Source organism: Jiangella mangrovi (assembly GCF_014204975.1).
Lineage (GTDB): Bacteria > Actinomycetota > Actinomycetes > Jiangellales > Jiangellaceae > Jiangella > Jiangella mangrovi.
Genome location: NZ_JACHMM010000001.1, coordinates 281,153 through 306,718 on the forward strand (window position 1 = coordinate 281,153; position 25,566 = coordinate 306,718).

Genomic DNA, 25,566 nt, shown 5'->3' on the forward strand with positions numbered 1-25,566 from the left:
CAGATCCGGACCCGGTCTCAAGCCGTGCGAGCCCGGCTGCGGGCCGTGGCGCGGGCCTGCGCACGCGCCGCGCGGGCGGCCTTGCGGCCGTTGCCCCGCCGGAACACGGCCCGCGCCTGCCGCGCCAGGCCGTCGCGGCGTGCCTCGGCCTGCAGGTCGCGCGACCGCTGGTCGTGGACGATGAATGCTGCGTAGTCCCCGTTGATGCTCATGATGCTCTGGCTCCTCGCCGTACTCGTTTCCCTCTGTCATCGAGCATCGTGCTGAGGCACCGTGTGACACATCGGGAGACTGCCGCATTGCGAGCCCTGAGCTGCGTCTAAGCCCGCCTCAGACGCCGCCTAAGGCCCCCTGAGGACGCCTTAGACGACCTCAGGCGTCCACCGGACGGTGGACCCTGCGCCCCACCGCGCGGTGCTCGTGCCGGCCGCTCGGCACCGGCATCGTGGAGCCATGACCGCAGCGACATCCACCGCCATCCGCGTCCGCGGACTGCGCAAGACCTACGCCGGGGTGGCCGCCGTCGACGGGCTCGACCTCGACGTGGCGCACGGCGAGGTCTTCGCCCTGCTCGGCCCGAACGGCGCCGGGAAGACGACCACCGTCGAGATCCTCGAGGGCTACCGTGACCGCGACGCCGGCGAGGTCGCCGTCCTCGGCGCGGACCCCGCCCGCTCCGGACCCGCGTGGCGGGCCCGCATCGGCATCGTGCTGCAGACCTCCGCGGGGCTCGACGAGCTCTCCGTCCAGGAGCTGGTGCACCACTTCGCCGGCTACTATCCCGACCCGCGCGACCCCGACGAGGTCATCGCGGCCGTCGGGCTGGAGGCCAAGCGGGCCACCCGGGCCCGGCAGCTCTCCGGGGGACAGCGCCGCCGGCTCGACGTGGCGCTGGGCATCCTGGGCAACCCGGAGCTGCTTTTCCTCGACGAGCCCACCACCGGGTTCGACCCGGAGGCGCGGCGAGAGTTCTGGGCGCTCATCACCGCGCTGGCCGCCGACGGCACGACGATCATCCTCACCACCCACTACCTCGACGAGGCCGAGCACCTGGCCGACCGTGTCGGCGTCATCACCGCCGGGCGCATCGTCGCCCTCGACACTCCCGACCGGCTCGGCGGCCGCGACCAGGACCAGGCGACCGTGCACTGGACCGAGGACGGCCGGTCGCGTACCGAGCGAACTGCCACCCCCACCGCGCTGGTCGCGCAGCTGGCCGGCCGGCTCGGCGGCGAAGTTCCCGGCCTCGCCGTCACCCGGCCGACCCTCGAGGACGTGTACCTGCGGCTGATCGGCGACGGCGCCGACGCCCGGACCCTGGAGGTCGTGTCGTGAGCACCACCGTGAACCCCGCCTCCATCGCGAGGTCCCGCACCTCGCTGGAGCTGAAGACCTACTTCCGCGAGCGCGACTCCGTCATCTTCTCCTTCCTGTTCCCCGTCATCCTGCTCGGCATCTTCGCGGTGGTGTTCGGCGGCGACGACGTCGACCTGGGCGGCCAGCAGGGCGGCGTCGACTTCGCCCGCTACTTCCTGCCCGGCATGGTCGCGTCGGGCATCATGCTGGTCGCCTTCCAGACGCTGGCGATCGGCCTGGCCATCGAGCGCGAGGACGGCACGCTCAAGCGGCTGCGCGGCACGCCGATGCCGCCAGTGTCGTACTTCCTCGGCAAGGTCGGCATGATCCTCGTGGTCGGGCTGAGCCAGATCGCGCTGCTGCTGGTCGTCTCCGTGCTGGCGTTCGGGGTCGAGCTGCCCACGGAGCCGTCGAAGTGGCTCACGTTCGCCTGGTGCTACGTGCTCGGCAGCGCAGCGAGCGCCGTCCTGGGCATCGCGTTCTCGTCGGTGCCGAAGTCGGCGAAGAGCGCGTCCGCCGTCGTCGTGGGGCCCCTGATCGTGCTCCAGTTCATCTCCGGCGTGTTCTTCGTCTTCAACGACCTGCCAAGCTGGCTCCAGAACGTCGCATCGGTGTTCCCGCTGAAGTGGCTGGCGCAGGGGATGCGTTCGGTGTTCCTGCCCGACCACTTCGAGGGACTGGAGGTGTCCGGATCATGGCAGCACGGCCCGACGGCGCTGATCCTGTCGCTGTGGCTGATCGTGGGCCTGGTGGCCTGCGTCAAGACGTTCCAGTGGCAGCGACGGGACGCCGGCTGAGCGACGACGGGGTCAGCGGCGGCCCCGCACGCAGCAGCCTCGCCGACCTCGACGCGTTCTGGCAGCGCACCACCATCGGCTGGCACACCGTCTACCTGGGCCTGCTGGGCCTGCTCGCGCTGATCATCGGCAGCTCCGGCGACCTGTCGAGTCGCGACCGGTTCACCGGGCTGCTGACGGTGGGCGTGCTGGTGGTCGTCTACCTGCTGATCGGGCGGCGGCTGGTGGGCACCGAGGAGCGCGGCTGGCAGGCGGTGGTGCAGCTGCTGGTCAGCTGGGCCGGGCTGTACCTGCTGATCGGCATGGGCATCTACGACGCCTACTTCCTGCTGTTCGGGCTGATCCCGCACATCTGGGTGTTCCTGTCGACCCGCTGGGCCGTCGTCGCCACGTTCGTGCTGCTCACCGGGCTCGCGCTCATCGAGGTCGGCCACGACGGCTGGAACACCGAGAAGATCCGCGACGTCGCGCCGCAGGCGGGCCTGCAGATCGGGCTGTCGCTGCTGATGGGGCTCTTCATCACCAGTGTGTTCATCCAGGCCGAGAAGCGGGCCGCGCTCATCGACGAGCTCGAGCGCGCCCGCACCGAGCTCGCCCAGACCGAGCACTCGCGCGGCGTCCTGGCCGAGCGGGAGCGGCTCTCGCACGAGATCCACGACACCCTGGCCCAGGGGTTCACCAGCATCCTCACGCTGGCGCAGGCCATCGAGGTGGCGCTGGACCGCAACCCCGGCGCCGTCCGAGACCGGCTGGCGCTGCTGGAGCAGACGGCGCGCGACAACCTCGCCGAGGCGCGGGCGCTGGTCAGCTCGCTGGCCCCGGTGGGCCTGCAGGACGCGACGCTGCCCGAGGCGATCGAGCGCATCGCCGCCCGGTTCGCCGACGAGACGGGGCTCGACGTCGCCGTGCAGGTCGACGGCACGGCGCCGGTCCTGCCCGCGAACGTCGAGGTGGTGCTGCTGCGGACGGCGCAGGAGGCGCTGACGAACGTGCGCAAGCACGCCGGAGCCCGCCGGGTCACCGTCGCGCTGCGGTTCCGGCCGGGCCCCGCTGGCGCCGCCACGGTCGCCGTCGTCGACGACGGGCAGGGCTTCGAACCGGACGCCACCACCCGCGACCGGTACGGGCTGCGCGGCATGCGGGCGCGGGTCGAGCAGGTGGGCGGGCTGCTCGAGATCCAGAGCACTCCCGGCGCGGGGACGACGGTGCGCGCGACGGTCGCCGTCCCGCGCGGGTAGCGTGGGCGGCCGTGACGACGTTGCGGCTGCTGCTGGTCGACGACCACCCGGTCGTGCGGACGGGGCTGGCCGGCATGCTCGGCGCCGAGGACGACCTCGAGGTGGTGGGCGAGGCCGGCGACGGCGAGGAGGCGCTGGTCATGGCCCGCCAGCTGCGCCCCGACGTCGTCCTCATGGACCTGCGGATGCCCCGGCTCGACGGCGCCGAGGCGACGGCGCGCATCCTCGCCGAGCTGCCCGGCATCAAGGTCCTGGTGCTGACGACCTACGACACCGACTCCGACATCGTCCGCGCGGTCGAGGCCGGCGCCACCGGCTACCTGCTCAAGGACACCCCGCGGCTCGAGCTGGCCGCGGCCGTCCGGGCGGCGCACCGCGGCGAGACGATCCTCGCGCCGCCGGTGGCCGCCCGGCTGGTGAACCGCCTGCGCGCGCCGTCGGTGCCGCCGCTCACCCCGCGCGAGCGCGAGGTGCTGGCCGCGGTCGCCACCGGGCTGTCCAACGCCGAGGTCGGCCGGTCGCTGCACATCGGCGAGGCGACGGTGAAGACGCACCTGCTGCGCGTGTTCGCCAAACTCGGTGTCGACGACCGGACGGCGGCCGTAACGACGGCGTACGCGCTGGGCATCCTCGCTCCGCCCGGACAGGCACCGGCCCCTTGACCGGTCCCACGACACCGTCCGGCCATACTGTGGGCATGTCTCCAACCCGGACGCGGGTGTCCCGGCTGGCGCTGCGGCCCACCATCGGCATCGACATCGGCGGCACCAAGGTGGCGGCCGGCGTGGTCGACCCCGAGGGCACCATCATCGACCGCACCCGCCGCGAGACGCCCAGCAAGAACAAGAGCGCTCGTGTGGTCGAGGACACCATCGCCGACATCGTGGCCGAGCTGGGCGCCCGTCACCACATCCTCGCCGTCGGCATCGGCGCCGCCGGCTTCGTCGACGGCACCCAGTCCTCCGTGCTGTTCGCCCCGCACCTGGCCTGGCGCAACGAGCCGCTGCGCGACGCCGTCCAGCGGCGCATCGGGCTGCCCGTCGTCGTCGACAACGACGCCAACGCCGCCCTCTGGGCCGAGTGCCGCTTCGGCGCCGCCCAGGGCGAGTCGCACGTGGTGTGCGTCAACCTCGGCACCGGCATCGGCGGCGGCGTCGTGCTCGACGGCGTCCTGCACCGTGGCCGGTTCGGCGTCGCCGGCGAGTTCGGGCACATGGTCGTCGTGCCGGGCGGGCATCGGTGCGAGTGCGGCAACCGCGGCTGCTGGGAGCAGTACGCCAGCGGCAACGTGCTGGTCCGCGAAGCCCGCGAGCTGGTCGCCAACGGCTCCCCCGTCGCCTACCGCATCGCCGAGACCTGCGAGGGCGACCCGTCGCGCATCACCGGGCCCATGGTCAGCGCGCTGGCCGCGCAGGGCGACCCGGCCGCGCTCGAGCTGCTCGAGGACATCGGCCACTGGCTGGGCGTCGGCCTGGCCAACCTGGCGGCCGCATTCGACCCCGGCCTGTTCGTCATCGGCGGCGGGGTGTCCGACGTCGGCGACCTGCTGCTCGACCCGGCCCGCACGACGTTCCGGCGCACGCTGACGGGGCGCGGCTTCCGGCCCGAGGCGCAGGTGGTGCGCGCGGCGCTGGGCAACGACGCCGGCCTCATCGGCGCCGCCGACCTGGCCCGGCGCGGCAGCTCACGCCGTCGCGACCGCGCCAAGCTGGTGACGACGCGGCTGCTGCTCCCCCGGCGTCGCGACGTGACCGGCAACGGCACGCCGATCCAGCGCCGGGCCCGCCGCGCCGCGGGCACGGGCACCGTCATCGACCCGCTCGCCTCGCGGCGGCGTCAGTACGAGTGATCAGTACGAGTAGAACCCGCGGCCGGTCTTGCGGCCGTGCTCGCCGGCGTCGACCATGCGCCGCATGAGCTCGGGCGGGAAGAACTTGGGGTCGGCGGTCTCGTCCCAGATGTTCGACGTGGCGTGGTGCAGCACGTCGACACCGGTGAGGTCCGTGGTGGCCAGCGGGCCCATGGCGTGGCCGAAGCCCAGCTTGCAGGCGAGGTCGATGTCCTCGGCCGACGCCACACCGGACTCGTAGAGCTTGACCGCCTCGACGACCAGCGCGGTGATGAGGCGGGTGGTGACGAACCCGGCGACGTCGCGGTTGACGACGATGCAGGTCTTGCCGGCGGACTCGGCGAACGCGCGGGCCGCGGCCAGCGTGGCGTCGGACGTGCGCAGGCCGCGGACCAGCTCGCACAGCGCCATGAGCGGCACCGGGGAGAAGAAGTGCGTGCCGACCACGGACTCGGGCCGCTGGGTGGCCGACGCGATGGTGGTGATCGGGATGGCGCTGGTGTTGGTGGCCAGGACGGCGTCGTCGCGGCACACGCGGTCGAGCGCGGCGAAGAGCTCCTTCTTCACCTCGACGCTCTCGAACACGGCCTCGACGACGATGTCGGCGGAGGCGACGGCGTCGAGGTCGGTCGTCGTGGTGATGCGCGCCAGCGCGGCGTCGCGGCCGGCCTCGTCGAGCCGGCCCTTCTCGACGAACTTGGCGGTGCTGGCCTCGATGGCCCTGCGGCCGCGGGCGACGGCGTCGTCGTCGAGGTCGCGCAGGACGACGTCCCACCCGGCCACGGCCGCCACCTGGGCGATGCCCGATCCCATGAGGCCGGCCCCGACGACCGCCACGCTGCCTGCCATGCTCACTGCCTTCCCGCTCGTTCGTTCTGTTCCGGTTCCCGGACGGCGTCGGGCTCGGTGCGCAGCGCCGGCTCGACGGGCGCCGGGGTGCCGGCCGACAGCGGGACGGGCAGCTGCCGCCGTCGCTCCCGCCACAGCTCGTACTGCCGCGCCGCCACCATGATCACCGCGACGTACAGCCAACCCATGAGGACGTCGATGACGTAGTGCTCGCCGCCGTAGACCAGCGTGAACGCCATGGACAGCGGGAACAGCGCGATGGGCACCTTGAGCCACCAGTGCTTCGCGAGCGGCCACAGCGTGACCGCCACCAGCATGGCGAACCCGGCGTGCAGCGACGGCAGCGCCGCGACCTCGTTGGCGCCGCCCTGGGCGTCGGACAGCCAGGCGTGCGCGCTGCGCAGCCCCAGCTCGTTCCAGCCGCGGCCGACCAGCCGGTAGACGGGGTCGTCGATGTCGCCGGTGCGGGCCGACGCGAACCACGGCGGCGCGGCCGGCAGCAGCACGTACGTCAGCAGCCCGGCATAGGTGAGCAGCAGCACGCGGCGGATGTAGCCGACCCAGAGCGGGCGCGACCACATGTAGAAGGCGGCGGCCAGCACCCAGGGCACGACGAAGTGGCTGAAGTAGATGATCGCGGCGCCGACGTCCCACCAGCGCACCGACGACTCGAACAGGTGCTCCTGCAGCCAGACCGTGGGGACGGTCCCGCCGAACAGCCAGCGCTCGGCGTCGGCCAGCTCGCCCACCCGCAGCGGCATGCCCAGGGTGTCGGCGATGCCGCGGGTGTGGTCGTAGATGATGAGCGCGGCCAGCAGCGGCAGCCAGTCGAGGAACGTGCGCACGTGCTCGCGCCATGGCCGGCCGATCTTGGCCGCGATCATGCCGGCGATGATCCAGCCGGTCTGGCCGACGCGGTCCATGGGGATGCCCTCGACGCCGCTGTAGACGATCAGCACGACGACGTACACCGTCAGGGCGGCGCGGCCCGGCGTCACCCACCCCCGCAACCGCTCCCCCCGGCTCGGAGCCTCCTCCGAGACCTCAGTCATCGAAGTGGTCCGGATCGGGCTCGCGGACCACGTCGGCGCCCAGGCCCTGCAGCTGCCCGAGGAAGTCGGGGTAGCCGCGGTCGATGTGGTGGACGGCGGACACCAGCGTCTCGCCCTCGGCGAGCAGCCCGGCCAGCACCAGACCGGCGCCGGCGCGGATGTCGGTGGCGACCACCGGCGCGCCGGACAGGCCGGGCCGGCCCCGGACGATGGCGTGGTGGCCGTCGATGCGGACCTCGGCGCCGAGGCGGACCAGCTCGTTGACGAACATGAACCGGGCCTCGTACACGTTCTCGGTGATCATCGCCGTGCCCTCGGCGACGGCGTCGAGCGCGACGATCATCGGCTGCAGGTCGGTCGGGAAGCCCGGGTAGGGCAGCGTGACGACGTCGATGGCGCGCGGCCGGCCGGACATCGCCACCCGCAGCCCGGCCGGGCCGGACTCGACGGTGGCACCCGCGGCGGCCAGCTTGTCGAGCACGATCTCGAGGTGCTCGCCGCGGCCGTTGGGGATGGTGATGTCGCCGCGGGTCATGACCGCCGCGACCCCCCAGGTGCCGGTGACGATGCGGTCGGGGATGGTGGTGTGCTCGGTCGGGTTCATGGTGTCGACGCCCTCGACCCGCAGCGTCGACGTGCCGGCGCCGTCGATCTTGGCGCCCATGTCGCCGAGCATGCGACAGATGTCGACGATCTCGGGCTCGCGGGCGACGTTGTCGATGACGGTGGTGCCCTTGGCCAGCACGGCCGCCATGAGGATGTTCTCGGTGGCGCCGACGCTGGGGAAGTCGAGCCAGATGTTCGTGCCGCGCAGCCCCTGGGGCGCCCGGGCGACCACGAAGCCGTGCTCGATCTCGACCTGTGCGCCCAGTTTCTCGAGCCCGGACATGTGCATGTCGAGCCCGCGCGAGCCGATGGCGTCGCCGCCGGGGAGCGCCACGTTGGCCGCGCCGCAGCGGGCCACCAGCGGCCCGAGCACGCAGATGGACGCCCGCAGCCGGCGCACCAGGTGGTAGGGCGCCTCGTGGTCGATCTTCGCGGGGATGTCGATGGCGACGGTACCGCCGTCGCGGTGGACGTCGGCGCCGAGCTGGCGCAGCAGCTCGCCCATGTAGTCGACGTCGGTGATGGCGGGGACGTCGCGCAGCACGGTGCGGCCCTCGGCCAGCAGTGCCGCCGCCATCAGCTTCAGGGCGCTGTTCTTGGCGCCGCTGACCCGGACCTCGCCCCGCAGGGAGCTGCCACCGGTGACCCGAAATCTCTCCACGCGCGCTGTACCCTTTCCGCCGTTCTGTCGAACGGTACGCCCCGAGGGCCTCAGCCGACGAACTGGCCCCCGGGCGGCGCCGCCTCCAGCCAGGTGACGAACGCGGTGGCGGCGTCCTCGGTCATGGACACCTCGACGGAGGCGCCGGACGACGTGCAGACCAGCACGACGTGGCCCGCGGGCAGCTCGTAGCTCTCCTCGGTGTCCGGCTGCCGGCGGCGCTCGACGACCAGCTCGTGGCGGCGGAAGCTCCGCTTCGGCCACGTGGCGAAGCTGAACGTGCGGAACCACTCGAGGGTGTCCTCGCGGTAGCGCCCGATGCCGAACGCCCAGCCGCCGGACCAGCCGTCGTGGCTGTCGCCGCGCACACACATGTCGAAGCCACCGTCACGCTGCAGGATGCCCCGGCGGACGTACAGGGCGAGGAGGACCAGCACAGCGGCGAGCGCGAGCGCACCCAGCACCAGCAGGGTCCACGACACCAGCGCCACCGATCACCTCCCCCGAGCGTGATACCGATGTTCTCAGATCTACCGGCTGCCCGCGACGTCGAGTCGCGCCTGCGCCCACTGCCGCGCGCCGTCGCCGTCCTCGCCCAGCTCCGCGAGCTCGGCCTGAGCAGCGGCGACGTCGATTTCGTCGGCCAGTTCGGCCTGCTCGGCCAGAATCGCGATGGTGTTCTCGGACACGGACAGGAACCCGCCCGACACCGCCACCACGACGGCCTCGCCGCTCGTGGAGCGCACCGTGACCGGACCGGCCACCAGCAGCCCCAGCACCGGCTCGTGCCCGGACATGATGCCGATCTCGCCCTCGGGCGTGCGCGCGATGACGATGGAGGCCTCGCCCGACCACACCTTGCGGTCGGCGGCCACTACCTCGACGTTCAGATCTTCGGCCACGTCATTCCCTTACCTTTCACAAACCCAGGTCGGACATCGAAGGCGGACTCGAGCGCGTGAGCATCCGACCTGAACGCAACCGGACGTACGGGAGGGCTGGGTGCTTGCGGCAGTCGGCGTCAAAGGAGCGAGTGTGGCATGCTTCACCGCCACACTCGCGACAGCCGACAGAGCAACCACCCAGCCCTCCACGCAACGCAACCAGAAGCGATCAGGAAGCGAGCTCGCGCGCCTTCTTTTCCGCGTCCTCGATGTTGCCGACGTAGCTGAACGCCTGCTCGGGCAGGTGGTCGTACTCGCCCTTGGTGATGGCGTCGAACGACTCGAGCGACTCCGACAGCGGGACGAACACGCCCGGCTGGCCGGTGAACGACTCGGCCACGAACATGTTCTGCGACAGGAACCGCTGCAGGCGCCGCGCCCGGTTGACGGTGACGCGGTCCTCTTCGGTCAGCTCGTCGACACCGAGGATGGCGATGATGTCCTGCAGCTCCTTGTACTTCTGCAGGATCTCCTTCACCCGGGTGGCGATGCGGTAGTGGTCCTCGCCGAGGTACGCGGCGTCGAGGATCCGGCTCGAGGAGTCGAGCGGGTCGACGGCCGGGTAGATGCCCAGCTGCGAGATGGGACGCGACAGGACCGTCCGGGCGTCGAGGTGCGCGAACGCGGTGTGCGGCGCCGGGTCGGTGATGTCGTCGGCCGGGACGTAGATGGCCTGCATCGACGTGATGGAGTGACCACGCGTCGAGGTGATGCGCTCCTGCAGCTCGCCCATCTCGTCGGCCAGCGTCGGCTGGTAGCCGACGGCCGAGGGCATGCGGCCCAGCAGCGTGGAGACCTCGGAGCCGGCCTGGGTGAACCGGAAGATGTTGTCGATGAACAGCAGCACGTCCTGCTTCTGGACGTCGCGGAAGTACTCGGCCATGGTCAGCGCCGACAGCGCGACCCGCATGCGGGTGCCCGGCGGCTCGTCCATCTGGCCGAACACCAGCGCGGTGTCCTTGAGGACGTTGGCCTCGCCCATCTCGACCCAGAGGTCGTTGCCCTCGCGGGTGCGCTCACCGACGCCGGCGAACACCGAGGTGCCACCGAAGTTGCGGGCGACACGGGTGATCATCTCCTGGATGAGCACCGTCTTGCCGACACCGGCGCCACCGAACAGGCCGATCTTCCCACCCTGGATGTACGGGCTCAGCAGGTCGAGCACCTTGATGCCGGTCTCGAGCATCTGGGTGCTGCCCTCGAGGTCGGCGAACGGCGGCGGGTCGCGGTGGATCTCCCAGCGCTCGCTGACCTCGATCTTCGACTCGTCGACGTCGAGCGGCTTGCCGAGGGCGTTGAACACGTGGCCCTTGACGCCGTCGCCGACCGGCACCGCGATGCCCTTGCCGGTGTCGCGGACGACAGCGCCGCGGACCAGGCCGTCGGTGGGCTGCATCGAGATGGCCTTGACCAGGCCGTCGCCGATGTGCTGCTCGACCTCGAGGGTCAGCGTGCGGTCGCCGCCGGCCTCGTCGGCCAGCGTGACGTCGACCTCGAGCGCGTTGTAGATGGCGGGCATGTGGCCGCCGCCGAACTCGACGTCGACGACAGGTCCGATGACCCGGACCACCCGGCCCGTGGCGACGGCGGTCTCTTCAACCGTGGCAGTCATGATTCCTACTCGCTCCCTGCGGCCGCCAGCGCGTCCGCGCCGCCGACGATCTCGCTGATCTCCTGGGTGATCTCGGCCTGGCGAGCCGAGTTGGACTCACGAGTGAGCGACTCCTGCAGCTCACCGGCGTTGTCCGTGGCGTTCTTCATGGCCCGGCGACGGGCCGCCCACTCCGACGCGGCCGCGTCGAGCAGCGCGGTGTAGACGAGGTTGCCGGCGTACTGCGGGAGCAGCGCGTCGAGGACCTCGTCGGCCGACGGCTCGAACTCGTAGAGCGGCAGCACGTCGGTGCGCTCCGGCCGGCCGTTGCCCGCACCGTCGCCGGAGCCGGCGCCGCCTTGGCCCGACCGCACCGCGCCGGCCTCGGCGTGCTGCAGCTCCTCGGGCACGTCCTCGACCATGATCGGGAAGAGCCGGCGGACCCGCACCTGCTGCGAGACCATGTTGACGAAGTGCGTCGAGACGATGTGGATCTCGTCGACGCCGCCCTCGTCGGAGGGCGTGTTGATGGCCTCGAGCAGGTCGTCGGCGATGCGCCGGGCGTCGGCGTAGGCCGGCCGGCCGGTGAAGCCCACGTACTGGCCGCCGAGCTCGCGGCCGCGGAACGTGAACCAGCTGACGCCCTTGCGGCCGACGACGTAGGGCACCGTCTCCTGACCCTGCTCGCGCAGCAGCCCGGCCAGCGCCTCGCTCTGCCGGATGACGTTGGCGGTGTAGGCGCCGGCGAAACCGCCGTCGCTGCTGACCACGAGGATGGCCGAGCGACGCGGCTGCTCGACGCCTTCGAGCAGCGGGTTGTCGAGACGGGCCCGTTCGGCCGCGGCCTCCATGGCCCGCACGAGCGCCTGGCTGTAGGGCCGCGCGGCCTCGGCGTACTGCTGCGCCCGCGCGATCCGCGAGGTCGCGATGAGCTCTTGGGCGCGCGTGATCTTCTTGATCGACTCGACGGAGCGGATGCGTTGCCGCAGCTCGCGAATTTGAGCTCCCATTACGCGTGCGACCTCCCTTCAGGGCCTCGGTACGACATGACGGTCACGCTCACTCGCCCGCGTCGGGACGAGCGGCCTCCTGGATGCCCTGCGCGTCGCGCGTGCGCCGGCGCAGCACCGTCAGGTCCTCCTCGCCCTCGCCCAGAGCCGAGACGGGCTCGTCCTTGACCAGCGGCTGGCCCGAGACGGTGACGTAGGACTGCTTGAAGTCCTCGATGGCCTGCTCGAGCGTCTTGACGTCCTCGTCGGCCAGCTTGCCGCTGGACTCGATGTTCTCGAGGACGGCGGCGTGCTCGCGCGACACGGTGTCGAGGAACTCGCCCTCGAAGCGGCGGATGTCCTCGACCGGGACGTCGTCGAGCTTGCCGGTGGTGCCCGACCAGATCGAGACGACCTCGCGGCCGACCGACAACGGCGCCGACTGCGGCTGCTTGAGCAGCTCGGTGAGCCGCTCGCCGCGGTTCAGCTGCGCCTTGCTGGTGGGGTCGAGGTCGGACGCGAACGCCGCGAACGCCTTGAGCTCGTTGTACTGCGCGAGGTCGAGGCGCAGTGTGCCGGCGACGCTCTTCATCGCCTTGATCTGCGCGTCGCCACCGACGCGGGAGACCGAGATGCCGACGTTGATGGCCGGGCGGACACCCGAGTGGAACAGGTCCGACTCGAGGAAGCACTGGCCGTCGGTGATGGAGATGACGTTGGTCGGGATGAACGCCGAGACGTCGTTGGCCTTGGTCTCGATGATCGGCAGACCCGTCATCGAGCCGCCGCCGAGGTCGTCGGAGAGCTTCGCGCAGCGCTCGAGCAGCCGCGAGTGCAGGTAGAAGACGTCGCCGGGGTACGCCTCGCGGCCCGGCGGGCGGCGCAGCAGCAGCGACACGGCGCGGTACGCCTCGGCCTGCTTCGACAGGTCGTCGAAGACGATGAGGACGTGGTAGCCCTGGTACATCCAGTGCTGGCCGATGGCCGAGCCGGTGTAGGGCGACAGGTACTTGAAGCCCGCGGCGTCGGACGCCGGCGAGGCGACGATGGTGGTGTACTCGAGCGCGCCCGCCTCTTCCAGCTGCTGCCGGATGCCGGCGATGGTCGAGCCCTTCTGACCGGTCGCGACGTAGATGCAGCGGACCTGCTTCGTCTTGTCGCCGCTCTTCCAGTTCTCGAGCTGGTTGAGGATGGTGTCGACGGCGACCGTGGTCTTGCCGGTCTGCCGGTCACCGATGATCAGCTGGCGCTGGCCACGGCCGATCGGCGTCATGGCGTCGATGGCCTTGATGCCGGTCTGCAGGGGCTCGGCGACCTTCTGCCGCTGGACGACGGTCGGGGCCTGCAGCTCGAGTGCGCGGCGGCCCTCGGCCTTGACCTCGCCGAGGCCGTCGAGCGGGGCGCCCAGGGGGTCGACCACACGGCCGAGGAACGCGTCGCCGACGGGCACCGACAGCACCTCGCCGGTGCGGCGGACCGTCTGGCCCTCCTCGATGCCGGCGTAGTCACCGAGCACGACGACACCGATCTCGCGCACGTCGAGGTTCAGCGCCAGGCCGAGGGTCCCGTCCTCGAACTCCAGCAGCTCGTTGGCCATGGCCGAGGGCAGGCCCTCGACCCGGGCGATGCCGTCGCCGGCGATGACGACGTGGCCGACCTCTTCGCGGACGGCGGCCGCCGGCTGGTAGGACTCGACGAAGGCGTCGAGCGCCTCGCGAATCTCCTCGGGACGGATTGTCAGCTCCGCCATCGTTGCTCCTGCTCTCTTGGCTCGAACGGTGGTCTCAGGTCTGGGTGTGGGCCGGTCAGCCGACGAGCTGGCGGCGGGCGGCGTCGAGGCGGCTGGTGACGGTGCCGTCGACGACTTCGTCACCGAGCTCGACCCGGATGCCGCCGACGACGTCCGGTTCGACGACGACGTTCAGCAGGACCGGACCGCCGGCGCGGGCCGCCAGGGCCCGTTCCAGCCGTTCGCGGTGCTCGACGGCGAGTGGGGCGGCCACGTGGACCACGGCCACCCGGCGCTCGCGCAGCCGGGCCGCGAAGTCGGCGATACGGGCCAGCTCCGCCTCCAGGCTACGCGCCCGGCGGTCGAGGACCGCGTGCTCGATGAGCGTGACGGTCTCGGGAGCCGCCTTGTCCTGCAGCAGCGACCGCACCAGCTGCCGCCGTGCGTCGGCGGGAGCGGCGCGGTCGATCAGGGCCGAGCGCAGGTCGCGGTTGTCGCGCACGACGAGCCCGAAGCGGAAGATCTCTTCCTCGACGGCCTCGAGGCGCCCCGCCGACCGGGCGGCGAGCAGCGCGGCCTGCAGGCCGAACTCCTCGACCGAGGTGGTGAGGTCGCCCGGGTTAGCCCACCGCTCGCGCGCGGCAGCGGCGAGGACGTCCGTCGCGGCCGGCTCGATGCGCCCGTCGGTGAGCCGGCGCACCAGCGCCTCGCGGTCGTCGGGCGTCCGGCCGGTGTCGGTGAGCGCGCGGCGCACCGACGGACGGGAGTCGAGCAGGTTCGCGAACGCGAACAGAGCGTCGCCGACCGCCGACGCGCGGTCGGCGGCCTGGTCGACGATGCTCTCGAACCGCTGCCGCAGCTCGCCGTTCACAGAATCGGCCATGCTCACGAGTCCCCTGGAGCCGGGGCGGCGGCGTCGGAGGCCTGAGCGGTCTCGAGGTCGGCCAGGAACCGCTCGACGACACGGCGGGACCGGTCGTCGTCCTGCAGCGACTCGCCGACCACCTTGCCGGCCAGCGTGGTCGCCAGCGAGCCGACCTCGCCGCGCAGCTGGCGCAGGACCTGCTCGCGCTCGGCCTGCAGCTGCGCCTCGGCCCGAGCGGTGACCCGCTTGGCCTCGGTCTCGGCGTCCTCGCGTGCCTGCGCGATGATGGCCGCCCCCTGCTGCTTGGCGTCCTCGCGGATGCGAGCCGCCTCGCCGCGGGCGTCGGCCAGCTGGGCGCGGTACTCCTCGAGCAGGCGCTGGGCCTCGGCCTGTGCCTGCTCGGCCTTCTCGGCGCCGCCCTGGATGGCGGCGGCCCGCTCCGCGTAGGTCTTCTCGAAGATCGGGTAGACCTTCGCGCGGAGGAAGAAGAACAGCAGAGCGAAGGCGACCAGACCGACGATCAGCTCGGAAGTGTGCGGCAGCAGCGGGTCGGGACCCTCCTCCGCCGCGATCACCGCGATCGGTGCCATCGAGAGAGCCATGATCAGATGGCGAACGCGAGGCCGATGGCGATGATGAACAGCGCCTCTGCGAGGGCGAAGCCGAGGATCGCGATGCCCTGGAGGACGCTGCGCGCCTCGGGCTGGCGGGCCACGCCGTTGATGTAGGCAGCAAAGATCAGACCGATGCCGACGCCCGGGCCGATGGCCGCGAGGCCGAGACCGACCATGTTGAGCGAGCCTTCCATCTTTCTCCCTTTCCTTTTAAGTGAAGCTCAGTGCTCGTGGGTGAGAGCGCCGCCGATGTAAATGGCGGAGAGCAGGACGAAAACGTAAGCCTGGAGGATCTGGACGAATGCCTCGAAGAATGTCAGCACGATGCTGAACAGAATCGACACACTGCCGGCGGCGACGCCGACCACACCCTGGTACTCGAAGATCAGGTATTCGCCACCCAGAATCGTCAGCAACAGGACGAGGTGTCCGGCGAACATGTTGAACGTGAGACGGAGGGTGAGCGTGAACGGCCGCACGATGAAGGTCGAGAAGAACTCGAGCGGCGCCAGCAGCGGGTAGATCGCCTTGGGCACTCCGGGCGGGAACATCATGTTCTTGAAGTACCCGCCGAAACCCTGCCGCTTGATGCCCACGTAGTTGTAGATGACCCACGAGATCAGGGCCAGGAACAGCGGGATCGCGATCTTCGAGGTGGCCGGCAGCTGCAGGACCGGGATGATGCCCGAGATGTTCAGGACGGCGATAAAGGCGAAGAGCGTCACGAGGTAGGGCACGTACTTGATGCCCTCGCGGCCGATGGCGTCGCGTGCGATTCCGTCGCGCACGAATCCGTAGACCGCTTCACCGGCGAACTGCAATTTGCCGGGCACGAGTGTGCTGCGCCGGGCCGCGAAATAGAAGAATGCGCCGACGGCGATGGTGCCGAGCACGATGACGAGCATCGGCTTGGTGAAGAACGTACCCTCGCCGAACAGCGGCGGGAATTCGAAGTCAGCCGGCCCGGGACTGTGGAATCCCGACTCGGCAGCGATCCGAGTGCTCACGGGGTCCTTTCTTCAGCGCGCTCGCGGACGCGCCCGACGAGGAGGTCCAGGTCAGGGCTTACCGTATCTGACCCACACGAGGTACAGAGCGGAGCCCATCCCTACCAGGAGCCCCAGTACGAGGAAGACGCGACTGTTGAGCCACTCGGAGACGAGCCAGCCGACGCCACCCCATACCGCTACTCCGGACACGACCAGCGAGAAGGCATCCCACGCACTGGTCTGATCCGTCCGACGTGTGTCATCGGGATCGTCCGGGCTCATGGCGACTCGAATACTACTGGGTGGCCCAGCGGGTAGTGAAATCGGGTCCCACTACCAGCCGCGCACCCCGTCACGACCAAGGTCATTCCGGCCCGCCGCTGGGTGCCGGAGTGCCCGTACGCTGGGCGTTCTCGCGAAACATGGTGACGGCGTAGGTGAGTGTGTAGACCAGCGCGCAGGCCATGAGCGTCAACCCGAGCCAGCGGGTGTCGACGCCGTCGACCGAGGTCAGCACGCCCAGCACGATGAAGATCAGCGCGAGCCGCAGCGAGTACGTCACGATCAGCACGCCGGCGCCCGCCATGCCGTTGGACGGCAGGTAGCGGGCCAGCACGACGGGCAATGCGCCGCTACCGAAGAACGCGATGACCAGCACCGTCGCGGCGATCGAGGCCCAGAGGCCCGCGCTGCCGGCGACGACGGCCGCGGCCACGGCGCAACCGGCGCCGACGACGAGGGTGAGCAGCAGGGCGGGCCGGGCGGCCGCGAAGGGCTGCCGCCGGCGGGCCGGCTGGGGTGCGGATTCGGTCATGACGGGGCCCAGCCTACGGCCTGGTGCGGAGTGTCCCGGAGCCGCACCCTGGCCCGACGTGCCATTTCTCACACCGCGGACGCCGCGGCGCCCCGGCGGAACAGCCGCCGCGGATGGCCGGTGGTGAACGCGATCATGACGACGACGGCGAGCGCCAGCAGCACGTAGGTGGTCCAGCCGCCGACGAGCGCCACGACCACCAGACCGCCGGAGACCAGCGCCGCCCAGACCCACATGATGGCCACCGCGCGCCACTGCGAGTGGCCGATCTCGAGCAGCCGGTGGTGCAGGTGCATCTTGTCCGGCGCGAACGGCGACTTGCCCGCCCGAGTGCGGCGCACGACGGCCAGCATCATGTCGAGGAACGGCAGCAGGATGACCGCGAGCGGCAGTACCAGCGGGAGCAGCGTGAGCAGGAAGCTGGAGGTGTCGACGTCCTGGCTGGGTAGCCGGCCGGTCAGGCTGATGGACCCCGCGGCCAGCAGCAACCCGATGAGCATCGCGCCGGAGTCGCCCATGAAGATCTTCGCCGGGTGCGCGTTGTGCGGCAGCAGCCCGGCGCAGATGCCGACCACCACCACCGACACCAGCGCGGACGTCGTCATGTAGGAGCTGTTGTTGTTCTGCACCGACAGCAGATAGGCGTAGGCGAAGAACGCGGCCGCGCCGATGCCGACCACGCCGGCGGCCAGTCCGTCGAGCCCGTCGACGAAGTTCACCGCGTTGGAGGCGCCGACCACCAGCACCACCGTCATGATGGCGCCCTGGGTCTGGTCGAGCACGAACGTGCCGCCGGGCAGCGGCAGGTAGAGCAGCTGCACGCCGAGCGCCACCAGCAGGCCCGCCGCGACCACCTGGCCGGCGAACTTGGCCAGCGCCGACAGCTCCCAGATGTCGTCGGCCGCGCCGATGAGGCAGATGACGACCGCCGCGAGGATGAGCGCCCAGGCGTCGCTGGACTCCGCGAAGACGTCACGCATGCGGGGCAGATAGCTCGCCACCAGCATGGCGACCAGCAGGCCGACCAGCATCGCCAGGCCGCCCAGCCGCGGCACGGGCTCGCGGTGCACGTCGCGGTCGCGGGTGGGCGGCACGGCGCCGACCCAGTAGGCGAACCGGCCCGCCAGCCCCACCACGAGGTACGTGACCGAAGCGGCGATGAAGAAGGTCAGTAGATACTCGCGCACCGGGCGACCTTCCTCAGGCTTCCGGGCCCTGCAGCTCGGGAACGACGGCCTGGAGATCGGCGAGACTCAGGGCGCCCTGCCGGAGCACCCGCGGAACCGCACCGGTGACGTCGACGATGGTCGACGGCGTGTCGCTGTCGGTGGGGCCGGCCTCGAGGTAGACGGCGACGCTGTCGCCGAGCTGGTCGCGGGCCTCGCGCGCCGTCTGCGCCGGCGGGTGGCCGGTGACGTTGGCGCTGCTGACGGCCAGCGGGCCGGTGGTCTTCAGCACCTCGATGGCGACCTCGTGGTCGGGCATGCGCACGGCGACGGTGCCGCCGGTGTCGCCGAGGTCCCAGCGCACCGAGGGCTGCTGGCGGCAGATGAGCGTCAGCCCGCCCGGCCAGAACGCCTCGACCAGCGCGTCGATGGTCTTGTCGGTGACGGCGACGCCGCCCAGCGTGGCGGGCGAGCCGACCAGCACCGGCACCGGCATGTCGCGGCCGCGGCCCTTGGCCTGCAGCAGCGCCGCGACGGCCTCGGGCGTGAACGCGTCGGCACCGATGCCGTAGACGGTGTCGGTGGGCAGCACGATGAGCTTGCCGTTGCGGATGGCGCGGGCCGCGGCGGCGACGCCGCGCTTGTGCTGGGTCAGGTCATCGCAGTCGTACAAGGGACTCACGGGGACATCATCCCGCACGCCGGGCCGTGACGTACCGCGGGCGGCCCGCAAGATCGAGGTGATCGGCCACGTCGGTCCAGCCGCCGTGGCGCCGGAACACCTCGGGCGCGGCCTCGCCCTGCACGTCGGCGTGCTCGGCGACCAGCAGGCCGCCGGGCTTGAGCAGCTGGGCGGCGACGTCGGCGAGCACCCGCATGGCGTCGAGGCCGTCGCCGCCGGACCAGAGCGCGGCGGGCGGGTCGTACTCGGCCACCTCGGGGTCGCGGATGGTGGCGTCGGCCGGGATGTACGGCGGGTTCGCGGCGATGACGTCGACCTGCCCGTGCAGCATGGACAGGCTGCGCTGTGCGACCAGAGCGACGTCGTCGCGGTGCACGATGACGGAGTTGCCGGCGGCGTTGCGGCGCAGCCAGGCGACGGCGTCGTCCTCGCGCTCGACGGCGTGCACCATGACCGGGCGCACCTCGGTGGCGACGGAGATGGCGATGGCGCCGGAGCCGGCGAAGAGGTCGACGACCACGGGGACCCGGCCGGCCGCGACCACGGCCCGCGCCTCGTCGATGGCGGCGCCCGCAGTCAGCTCCGTCTCGGGCCGCGGGATGAACACACCAGGCCCGACCTGCAACGTCAGGTGCCGGAAGTGCGCCTGGCCGGTGAGGTGCTGCAGCGGCTCGCGCCCGGCGCGGCGGCTCACCAGCTCCTCGAAGCGGGTGCTGAACGACGGGTCCGGCTCGGGCTGGGCGAGCAGCGCGGCGCGCTCGATGCCCAGCACGTGCGCGGCGAGCGCCTCGGCGTCGTGCCGCGGCGACGGCACTTCGGCCGCGGCCAGCCGCCCGGTGGCCGCGCGGAGCTGCTCGAGCAGCGGCGTCGCCGTCGTCATGCCCCGCCGTCCTCCCGGGTCGCGGCCACGCCGGCCTCGCTGGTGGCGGCCAGGGCCGCCTCGGCGTCGGCGTCGACCAGCGACTGCACGACGGCGCCGAGGTCGCCGTCGATGACGTCGTTGAGGTTGTACGCCTTGTAGCCGGTGCGGTGGTCGGAGATGCGGTTCTCGGGGAAGTTGTACGTGCGCACCCGCTCGGAGCGGTCAACGGTGCGCACCTGGCTGCGCCGCGCGTCGGACGCCTCGCGCTGGGCCTCCTCCTGCGCCGCGGCCAGCAGCCGGGCCCGCAGGATGCGCATGGCCTGCTCCTTGTTCTGCAGTTGGCTCTTCTCGTTCTGGCACGAGACGACGATGCCGGTGGGCAGGTGCGTGATGCGGACGGCGGAGTCGGTGGTGTTGACGCTCTGGCCTCCGGGCCCGGACGAGCGGAACACGTCGATGCGCAGGTCGTTGGGGTTGATCGCGACCTCGGCCTCGTCCTCGGCCTCGGGCAGCACCAGCACGCCGGCCGCCGACGTGTGGATGCGGCCCTGGCTCTCGGTGACCGGCACCCGCTGGACGCGGTGCACACCGCCCTCGTACTTGAGCCGGGCGAACGGCGCGGTGCCGGGCTCGGGCGTGCCGCGCGCCTTGACCGCGACGGAGACGTCCTTGTAGCCGCCGAGGTCGGACTCCTCGGCGTCGAGCACCTGGGTGCTCCAGCCCGACTGCTCGGCGAAGCGCAGGTACATGCGCAGCAGGTCGGCCGCGAACAGGGCCGACTCCGCGCCGCCCTCGCCGGCCTTGATCTCGAGGATCGCGTCGCGGTCGTCGTTGGGATCGCGCGGCAGCAGCAGCATGCGCAACCGCTCGGCGACGTCGGTCTGCCGGGCGCCCAGCTCGTCGGCCTCGGCCGCGAAGGCGGGGTCGTCGGCGGCCAGTTCGAGCGCGACGGCGCGGTCGTCGCCGGCCTGGCGCCAGTCGGCGTACGCCTTGACGATGGCCGACAGCTCGGCGTACCGGCGGCCCAGCCGCCTGGCCAGCGCGGGGTCGGCGTGCACCGACGGGTCGGCCATGCGCTGCTCGAGCTCGGCGTGCTCGGCGACCAGCGCCTCAACGCCCTCGAACATGCTCGACCCCCTCTCCCCTGGACCCGACGACGCAAAGAGGGCGGGGCGTGCGAGTGAACCTCGCACGCCCCGCCCCGGAAGAACTACTTCGCGTCGGCCTTCTTCTTGCCGTAGCGCGACTCGAAGCGCGCGACCCGGCCGCCGGTGTCGAGGATCTTCTGCTTGCCCGTGTAGAACGGGTGGCAGGCCGAGCAGACGTCGGCGTGGATGACGCCGTTGGCCGCCGTGCTCCGGGTGGTGAACGTGTTGCCACAGGTGCAGGTGACCGTGGTCTCCACGTAGGCCGGGTGGATGTCGGACTTCATGCTCTGTACTCCTGGCGTGTCATGGGCCGCCGGGTCGGCACGACGGGGCGTCGCACCGTGAACCGGAGCCAGCGGATCAGTATTCCAGGTGCGGGCCGCCACGGCCAAACCGTGCCGGCCCCGCCCGGGAACGTCAGTCGGCGTCCTTGGAGCCGTTGCCGCCGATGGCCGGCGTCGTCTTCTGGACCGTGAGCATGAACTCGGCGTTGCTCTTGGTCTTCTTGAGCCGGTCGAGCAGCAGCTCGATGGCCTGCTGCGGATCGAGCGCGGAGAGCACGCGGCGCAGCTGCCACATGATGGCCAGCTCTTCGCGGGAGACCAGGATCTCCTCGCGCCGGGTGCTCGACGCGTCGACGTCGATGGCCGGGAAGAGGCGCTTGTCGGCGAGGTCGCGGCGCAGCCGCAGCTCCATGTTGCCGGTGCCCTTGAACTCCTCGAAGATGACCTCGTCCATCTTGGACCCGGTCTCGACCAGCGCGGTCGCGAGGATGGTCAGCGAGCCGCCGTTCTCGATGTTGCGCGCGGCGCCGAAGAACCGCTTCGGCGGGTACAGCGCGCTGGAGTCGACACCACCGGACAGGATGCGGCCGCTGGCCGGCGCCGCCAGGTTGTAGGCCCGGCCCAGGCGGGTGATGCCGTCGAGCAGGATGACGACGTCGTGGCCCAGCTCGACCAGCCGCTTGGCCCGCTCGATGGCGAGCTCGGCGACCATGGTGTGGTCGACCGGCGGGCGGTCGAACGTCGACGCGATGACCTCGCCCTTGACGGTGCGCTGGAAGTCGGTGACCTCTTCGGGCCGCTCGTCGACCAGGACCACCATGAGGTGCGTCTCGGGATTGTTCTGCGTGATCGCGTGCGCCAGCGCCTGCATGATCAGCGTCTTGCCGGCCTTGGGCGGCGAGACGATGAGACCGCGCTGGCCCTTGCCGATGGGCGCGATGAGGTCGATGATGCGCGTCGCCATGTTGGTGGCGTCGGTCTCGAGGCGCAGGCGGTCCTGCGGGTACAGCGGGGTCAGCCGCGAGAACTCCGGGCGCTGCTTGGCGGCCTCGGGGTCGGCGCCGTTGATGGTGTCGACGCGGACCAGCGCGTTGAACTTCTGCTGCTTCTCGCCCTCGCGCGGCTGCCGCACGGCGCCGGTGACGGCGTCGCCCTTGCGCAGGCCGTAGCGGCGGACCATGGCCAGCGACACGTACACGTCGTTGGGGCCGGGCAGGTAGCCCGACGTGCGCACGAACGCGTAGTTGTCGAGGATGTCGAGGATGCCGGCGACCGGGATGAGGACGTCGTCCTCGGAGACCGTGGGCTCCTCGATGCGCTCGCGGCCGACGCCGCCGCCCCGGCGGTCGCGGTCGTTGCGGTCACCGCGGTCGCTCCGGTCGTTGCGATCGTTCCGGTCGTTGCGGGTGTTGCCGCGACGGTCGCGCCGGCGCCGCCGGCGGCCGCGGTCGTCGTCATCGTCCTGGGCGTCGTCGCGGCCACCCTGGCGGCCGTCGGCGTCCTGGCGGGCGCCGTCGCGGTCGGGCTGACGCTCGCGCTGCTGCCGGCCGCCCTCGCGGTCGTTCTGACGCTCGCCGTCGCGACCGCCGTCGCGGCCACCCTGGCGGCTGCGACGGTTGTCCTGGCGGCTCTCGCGGCGCTCGCCCTGCTCGTCGTCGCCGTCCTGGGCGTCGTTGCGGTCGTCGGCGCGGTCGTCAGCGCCGCGGCTGTCGGTACGGGCGTCGTCACCACGGGAGTCGGCGTTGCGGTCGGCACGGTCGCCACCGCGGGCGCGGCCACGGCGCGGGCTCTCCTCGCGGGCCGGGGCCTCGGCCGGTGCGTCGGCCTGCGCGGGCGCCTCGGCCGGCGCGTCGGCCGCAGCCTCGGCGGCGACGACGACCTCGTCGAGACGGGACTCCGCGGCCGCCTGCGGGCGCTCGGCCCGGCGGCGGGACCGGCCGGTGGTGGTGGCGGGAGCGGTGGCCGTGACGGCCTGCGCGGCGGACTCGACCGGAAGCGTGTCGGCGACGGCCGGCGCCGAGCCGCCGGACTGAGCCGCCTTGATGGCCTCGACCAGCTCGCCCTTGCGCATGCGGCCGGTGCCCTTCAGCCCGAGGCCGGCGGCGAGCTGCTGCAGCTCAGCCAGAACCATGCCCTCGAGGCCGGCTGCGCGGCGGCGCGCGGGGCGCTTCGCCGCGGCGGCGTCGTCGGACGACGCCTGAACGTCCGGCGTCCCAGTGACGCCGGGGATCTCGGTATTAGTCACTCAGGGTCCTTCCCTGGACCGGCATCGGCTACAGACAAGCCGATGCGTCGAACACCTCGGGTGGCTCCCGAGGAAGGGCACGACGCGAACTGATGGGCCGCCCGTCTGCCGAATCCGCACGTGCGAACCGTGGGAGATGGGCGAAGACCATGGCCTTCGGCGACGAACGTCACCACCATGGGATACCGACCAGCAGAACGTCGGTGCACAGCGAGCGTAGCACGTCGTCAGCCGTTTGACCCACCCCCGTCGGGCACGCTCACACCGTGGCGGATTCCACAACCGCACCCCGCGTGTCCACTTGCAATGCGCGGACGTCCCACCCCTCGGCGAGCGCCCGGACGCGGCCGGTGCGGTCGCCGTCCGCGAGCACCAGGACGGTCGGCCCGGCGCCGGACACGACAGCCGCGAGACCCTCCGCCCGTAGCGCCGTGACCAGCGCGAACGTCGGCGGCATGGCCGGCTCGCGGTAGTGCTGGTGCAGGCGGTCGGCGGTGGCGTCGAGCAGCAGGTCGGGCCGGTGTCCCAGGGCGTGGACGAGCAGCGCGGCGCGACCGGCGTTGGCCGCGGCGTCGGCGTGCGGGACGCTGTCGGGCAGCAGCCCGCGGGCCTTCTCGGTCGACACCTCGAACGACGGCACGCACACGATCGGCACGACGTCGGGGTGCACGTCGACGCGGGTCGCGCGGGCGGCGCCGTCGTCGCCGCGCCAGGCCACGGTGAGCCCGCCGAGCAGGCACGCGGCGACGTTGTCCGGGTGTCCCTCGAGCCGGTCGGCCAGCGCGAGGGCGTCGTCGTGTGCCGTCAGCCCGGTCAGCGCGCGGGCCGCGACGACGCCGCCGACGATGGCCGCCGCCGACGACCCGAGCCCGCGGCCGTGGGGAAGCGCGTTCCGGCAGCTCAGCAGCAGCGCCGACGGCTGCTCGCCGAGCTCGGCGAACGCGGCGCGCAGCGAGCGGACGACGAGGTGCCGCTCGTCGAGCGGCACCGACGCCGCGCCCTCGCCGTCGACCGTCACCTCGAGCGGCGCCGGCGGACCGCCGAACGTCGCCGTCACCTCGACCTCGTCGTGCAGGCCGAGCGCGAGGCCGAGCGTGTCGAACCCGGGACCGAGGTTGGCGCTGGTGGCCGGCGTGCGGACGCGGACGGACGCCGTCGTCACGCCAGGCCCAGCGCCTTCGCGGCCGCGCCGGCCTCGGCCGGGACGACGTACGGGCGGATCTCGCCGTAATACGCGCTGGCGGTGTCGACGTCCTTGAGCCCGTGGCCCGTCACGGTGACGACCACGCGCTGCCCGGCGTCCAGGCGCCCGGTGCGGCTGTAGTGCAGCAGACCCGCCACGCCGGCCGCCGACGCCGGCTCGACGAACAGGCCCTCGCGGCCGGACAGCTCCTGCTGCGCGGCCAGGATCTGCTCGTCGGTGACGGCGTCGATGAGGCCGCCGGAGTCGTCGCGCGCCGTGATGGCGAGGTCCCACGAGGCCGGGTTGCCGATGCGGATGGCACTGGCCACCGTCTCGGGCGCGGACACCGGGCCACCGTGCACGAACGGCGCGGCGCCGGCGGCCTGGAAGCCCCACATGCGCGGGCGCCGCTTCGCGGGGCCGTCGGCGGCGTACTCGCTGTAGCCCAGCCAGTAGGCGGAGATGTTGCCGGCGTTGCCGACGGGCAGCACGTGCAGGTCGGGTGCGTCACCGAGGTCGTCGACCACCTCGAACGCGGCCGTCTTCTGCCCGGCCAGCCGGTACGGGTTGACGGAGTTGACCAGCGCGACGGGGTACGTCTCGGCCAGCTCGCGGGCCAGGCGCAGGCAGTCGTCGAAGTTGCCCTGCACCGACGCGATGACGCCGCCGTGCACCACGGCCTGGGCGAGCTTGGGGCCGCTGATCTTGCCGTCGGGCAGCAGCACGACCGGGCGCATGCCGGCGCGAACGGCGTAGGCGGCGGCCGACGCGCTGGTGTTGCCGGTGGACGCGCAGACCACGGCCTCGGCGCCCTCTTCGGCGGCCTTCGAGATGGCGACCGTCATGCCGCGGTCCTTGAACGAGCCGGTCGGGTTGACGCCCTCGACCTTGAGGTACACCTCGCACGACGTCTGCTCGGACAGCCACGGCGCCGGCACCAGCGGCGTGCCGCCCTCGCGCAGCGTCACCACCGGTGTCGCCGTCGTCACCGGAAGCCGGTCGCGGTACTCCTCGATCACGCCACGCCACAGCCGAGACTGAGTCACGACAGCC

Annotated in this window: 27 protein-coding genes; 5 read left to right on the forward strand and 22 right to left on the reverse strand. The window is 71.9% G+C overall.

What is annotated here, in order from left to right; genetic code table 11:
- Window positions 1-17: 17 nt before the first annotated feature.
- Window positions 18-212, reverse strand: coding sequence for a hypothetical protein (locus tag HD601_RS01200; protein ID WP_184818560.1), 195 nt, complete (start codon window positions 210-212; stop codon window positions 18-20).
- A 241-nt stretch (window positions 213-453) separates the two neighbouring features.
- On the opposite strand from HD601_RS01200, the gene HD601_RS01205 reads away from it, so the two are divergent.
- From HD601_RS01205 to HD601_RS01225, 5 genes are read left to right on the forward strand one after another with little or no spacing between them, the layout of a single operon-like run.
- Entirely contained in the window at window positions 454-1,335 is an 882-nt protein-coding gene (locus HD601_RS01205) for an ABC transporter ATP-binding protein (RefSeq protein WP_184818561.1), read from the forward strand.
- The gene (locus tag HD601_RS01210) at window positions 1,332-2,153 is read left to right on the forward strand and encodes an ABC transporter permease (RefSeq protein ID WP_184818563.1); all 822 of its coding nucleotides are present in this window, start codon (window positions 1,332-1,334) and stop codon (window positions 2,151-2,153) included. The genes HD601_RS01205 and HD601_RS01210 overlap by 4 nt, the downstream gene beginning before the upstream one ends.
- A complete protein-coding gene (locus HD601_RS35315) occupies window positions 2,129-3,391 on the forward strand; it encodes a histidine kinase (RefSeq protein ID WP_184818566.1) in 1,263 nt (420 codons plus the stop codon). Before HD601_RS01210 ends, HD601_RS35315 begins: the two co-directional genes overlap by 25 nt.
- A gap of 11 nt (window positions 3,392-3,402) precedes the next feature.
- Window positions 3,403-4,053, forward strand: coding sequence for a response regulator (locus HD601_RS01220; protein ID WP_343076377.1), 651 nt, complete (start codon window positions 3,403-3,405; stop codon window positions 4,051-4,053).
- Window positions 4,054-4,088: 35 nt separating this feature from the next.
- Window positions 4,089-5,240, forward strand: coding sequence for an ROK family glucokinase (locus tag HD601_RS01225; protein WP_184818568.1), 1,152 nt, complete (start codon window positions 4,089-4,091; stop codon window positions 5,238-5,240).
- On the opposite strand, the gene HD601_RS01230 is transcribed toward HD601_RS01225, so the two are convergent.
- From HD601_RS01230 to thrC, 21 genes are all read right to left on the reverse strand, one after another.
- A complete protein-coding gene (locus HD601_RS01230) occupies window positions 5,241-6,089 on the reverse strand; it encodes a 3-hydroxyacyl-CoA dehydrogenase family protein (protein ID WP_184818570.1) in 849 nt (282 codons plus the stop codon).
- A gap of 2 nt (window positions 6,090-6,091) precedes the next feature.
- Window positions 6,092-7,141 (reverse strand): phosphatase PAP2 family protein, encoded by a 1,050-nt coding sequence (locus HD601_RS01235; protein WP_184818572.1) that lies wholly within the window; start codon window positions 7,139-7,141, stop codon window positions 6,092-6,094.
- Window positions 7,134-8,408: a UDP-N-acetylglucosamine 1-carboxyvinyltransferase gene (gene murA, locus HD601_RS01240; RefSeq protein ID WP_184818574.1), complete on the reverse strand. Its 1,275-nt coding sequence runs from the start codon at window positions 8,406-8,408 to the stop codon at window positions 7,134-7,136. The genes HD601_RS01235 and murA overlap by 8 nt, the downstream gene beginning before the upstream one ends.
- A gap of 50 nt (window positions 8,409-8,458) precedes the next feature.
- Window positions 8,459-8,899, reverse strand: coding sequence for a DUF2550 family protein (locus HD601_RS01245; protein ID WP_221440451.1), 441 nt, complete (start codon window positions 8,897-8,899; stop codon window positions 8,459-8,461).
- 39 nt (window positions 8,900-8,938) lie between these two features.
- The gene (locus HD601_RS01250; RefSeq protein ID WP_184818576.1) at window positions 8,939-9,310 is read right to left on the reverse strand and encodes a F0F1 ATP synthase subunit epsilon; all 372 of its coding nucleotides are present in this window, start codon (window positions 9,308-9,310) and stop codon (window positions 8,939-8,941) included.
- A gap of 211 nt (window positions 9,311-9,521) precedes the next feature.
- On the reverse strand, window positions 9,522-10,964 hold the full coding sequence (gene atpD, locus HD601_RS01255; RefSeq protein WP_184818578.1) for a F0F1 ATP synthase subunit beta: 1,443 nt from the start codon (window positions 10,962-10,964) through the stop codon (window positions 9,522-9,524).
- A 5-nt stretch (window positions 10,965-10,969) separates the two neighbouring features.
- A complete protein-coding gene (locus HD601_RS01260) occupies window positions 10,970-11,953 on the reverse strand; it encodes a F0F1 ATP synthase subunit gamma (protein ID WP_184818580.1) in 984 nt (327 codons plus the stop codon).
- Window positions 11,954-12,002: 49 nt separating this feature from the next.
- Entirely contained in the window at window positions 12,003-13,682 is a 1,680-nt protein-coding gene (atpA, locus tag HD601_RS01265; RefSeq protein WP_184818582.1) for a F0F1 ATP synthase subunit alpha, read from the reverse strand.
- A 55-nt stretch (window positions 13,683-13,737) separates the two neighbouring features.
- Complete coding sequence (locus HD601_RS01270) at window positions 13,738-14,544, reverse strand: F0F1 ATP synthase subunit delta (protein ID WP_184818584.1); 807 nt, start codon at window positions 14,542-14,544, stop codon at window positions 13,738-13,740.
- Window positions 14,545-14,546: 2 nt separating this feature from the next.
- On the reverse strand, window positions 14,547-15,116 hold the full coding sequence (locus HD601_RS01275) for a F0F1 ATP synthase subunit B (protein ID WP_221440452.1): 570 nt from the start codon (window positions 15,114-15,116) through the stop codon (window positions 14,547-14,549).
- A gap of 14 nt (window positions 15,117-15,130) precedes the next feature.
- Window positions 15,131-15,334: an ATP synthase F0 subunit C gene (gene atpE, locus HD601_RS01280; protein ID WP_046771352.1), complete on the reverse strand. Its 204-nt coding sequence runs from the start codon at window positions 15,332-15,334 to the stop codon at window positions 15,131-15,133.
- A gap of 27 nt (window positions 15,335-15,361) precedes the next feature.
- Window positions 15,362-16,147 carry a F0F1 ATP synthase subunit A gene (gene atpB / locus HD601_RS01285; RefSeq protein ID WP_184818588.1) on the reverse strand — a complete coding sequence of 262 codons (786 nt, stop codon included), beginning with the start codon at window positions 16,145-16,147 and terminating at the stop codon, window positions 15,362-15,364.
- Between the two features lie 346 nt (window positions 16,148-16,493).
- Window positions 16,494-16,943 (reverse strand): hypothetical protein, encoded by a 450-nt coding sequence (locus tag HD601_RS01290; protein WP_184818590.1) that lies wholly within the window; start codon window positions 16,941-16,943, stop codon window positions 16,494-16,496.
- A 68-nt stretch (window positions 16,944-17,011) separates the two neighbouring features.
- Window positions 17,012-18,130 (reverse strand): MraY family glycosyltransferase, encoded by a 1,119-nt coding sequence (locus HD601_RS01295; RefSeq protein WP_184818592.1) that lies wholly within the window; start codon window positions 18,128-18,130, stop codon window positions 17,012-17,014.
- Between the two features lie 13 nt (window positions 18,131-18,143).
- Window positions 18,144-18,791 (reverse strand): L-threonylcarbamoyladenylate synthase, encoded by a 648-nt coding sequence (locus HD601_RS01300; RefSeq protein ID WP_184818594.1) that lies wholly within the window; start codon window positions 18,789-18,791, stop codon window positions 18,144-18,146.
- Window positions 18,792-18,798: 7 nt separating this feature from the next.
- The gene (prmC, locus tag HD601_RS01305; RefSeq protein ID WP_184818596.1) at window positions 18,799-19,671 is read right to left on the reverse strand and encodes a peptide chain release factor N(5)-glutamine methyltransferase; all 873 of its coding nucleotides are present in this window, start codon (window positions 19,669-19,671) and stop codon (window positions 18,799-18,801) included.
- A complete protein-coding gene (gene prfA / locus HD601_RS01310) occupies window positions 19,668-20,780 on the reverse strand; it encodes a peptide chain release factor 1 (protein WP_184818598.1) in 1,113 nt (370 codons plus the stop codon). The genes prmC and prfA overlap by 4 nt, the downstream gene beginning before the upstream one ends.
- 83 nt (window positions 20,781-20,863) lie before the next feature.
- Window positions 20,864-21,085 carry a 50S ribosomal protein L31 gene (gene rpmE / locus HD601_RS01315; RefSeq protein WP_092623147.1) on the reverse strand — a complete coding sequence of 74 codons (222 nt, stop codon included), beginning with the start codon at window positions 21,083-21,085 and terminating at the stop codon, window positions 20,864-20,866.
- A 133-nt stretch (window positions 21,086-21,218) separates the two neighbouring features.
- Window positions 21,219-23,330 carry a transcription termination factor Rho gene (rho, locus tag HD601_RS01320; RefSeq protein ID WP_184818600.1) on the reverse strand — a complete coding sequence of 704 codons (2,112 nt, stop codon included), beginning with the start codon at window positions 23,328-23,330 and terminating at the stop codon, window positions 21,219-21,221.
- A gap of 259 nt (window positions 23,331-23,589) precedes the next feature.
- On the reverse strand, window positions 23,590-24,492 hold the full coding sequence (thrB, locus tag HD601_RS01325; protein ID WP_184818602.1) for a homoserine kinase: 903 nt from the start codon (window positions 24,490-24,492) through the stop codon (window positions 23,590-23,592).
- On the reverse strand, window positions 24,489-25,559 hold the full coding sequence (gene thrC, locus HD601_RS01330; RefSeq protein WP_221440453.1) for a threonine synthase: 1,071 nt from the start codon (window positions 25,557-25,559) through the stop codon (window positions 24,489-24,491). Before thrC ends, thrB begins: the two co-directional genes overlap by 4 nt.
- Between the last annotated feature and the right edge of the window lie 7 nt (window positions 25,560-25,566).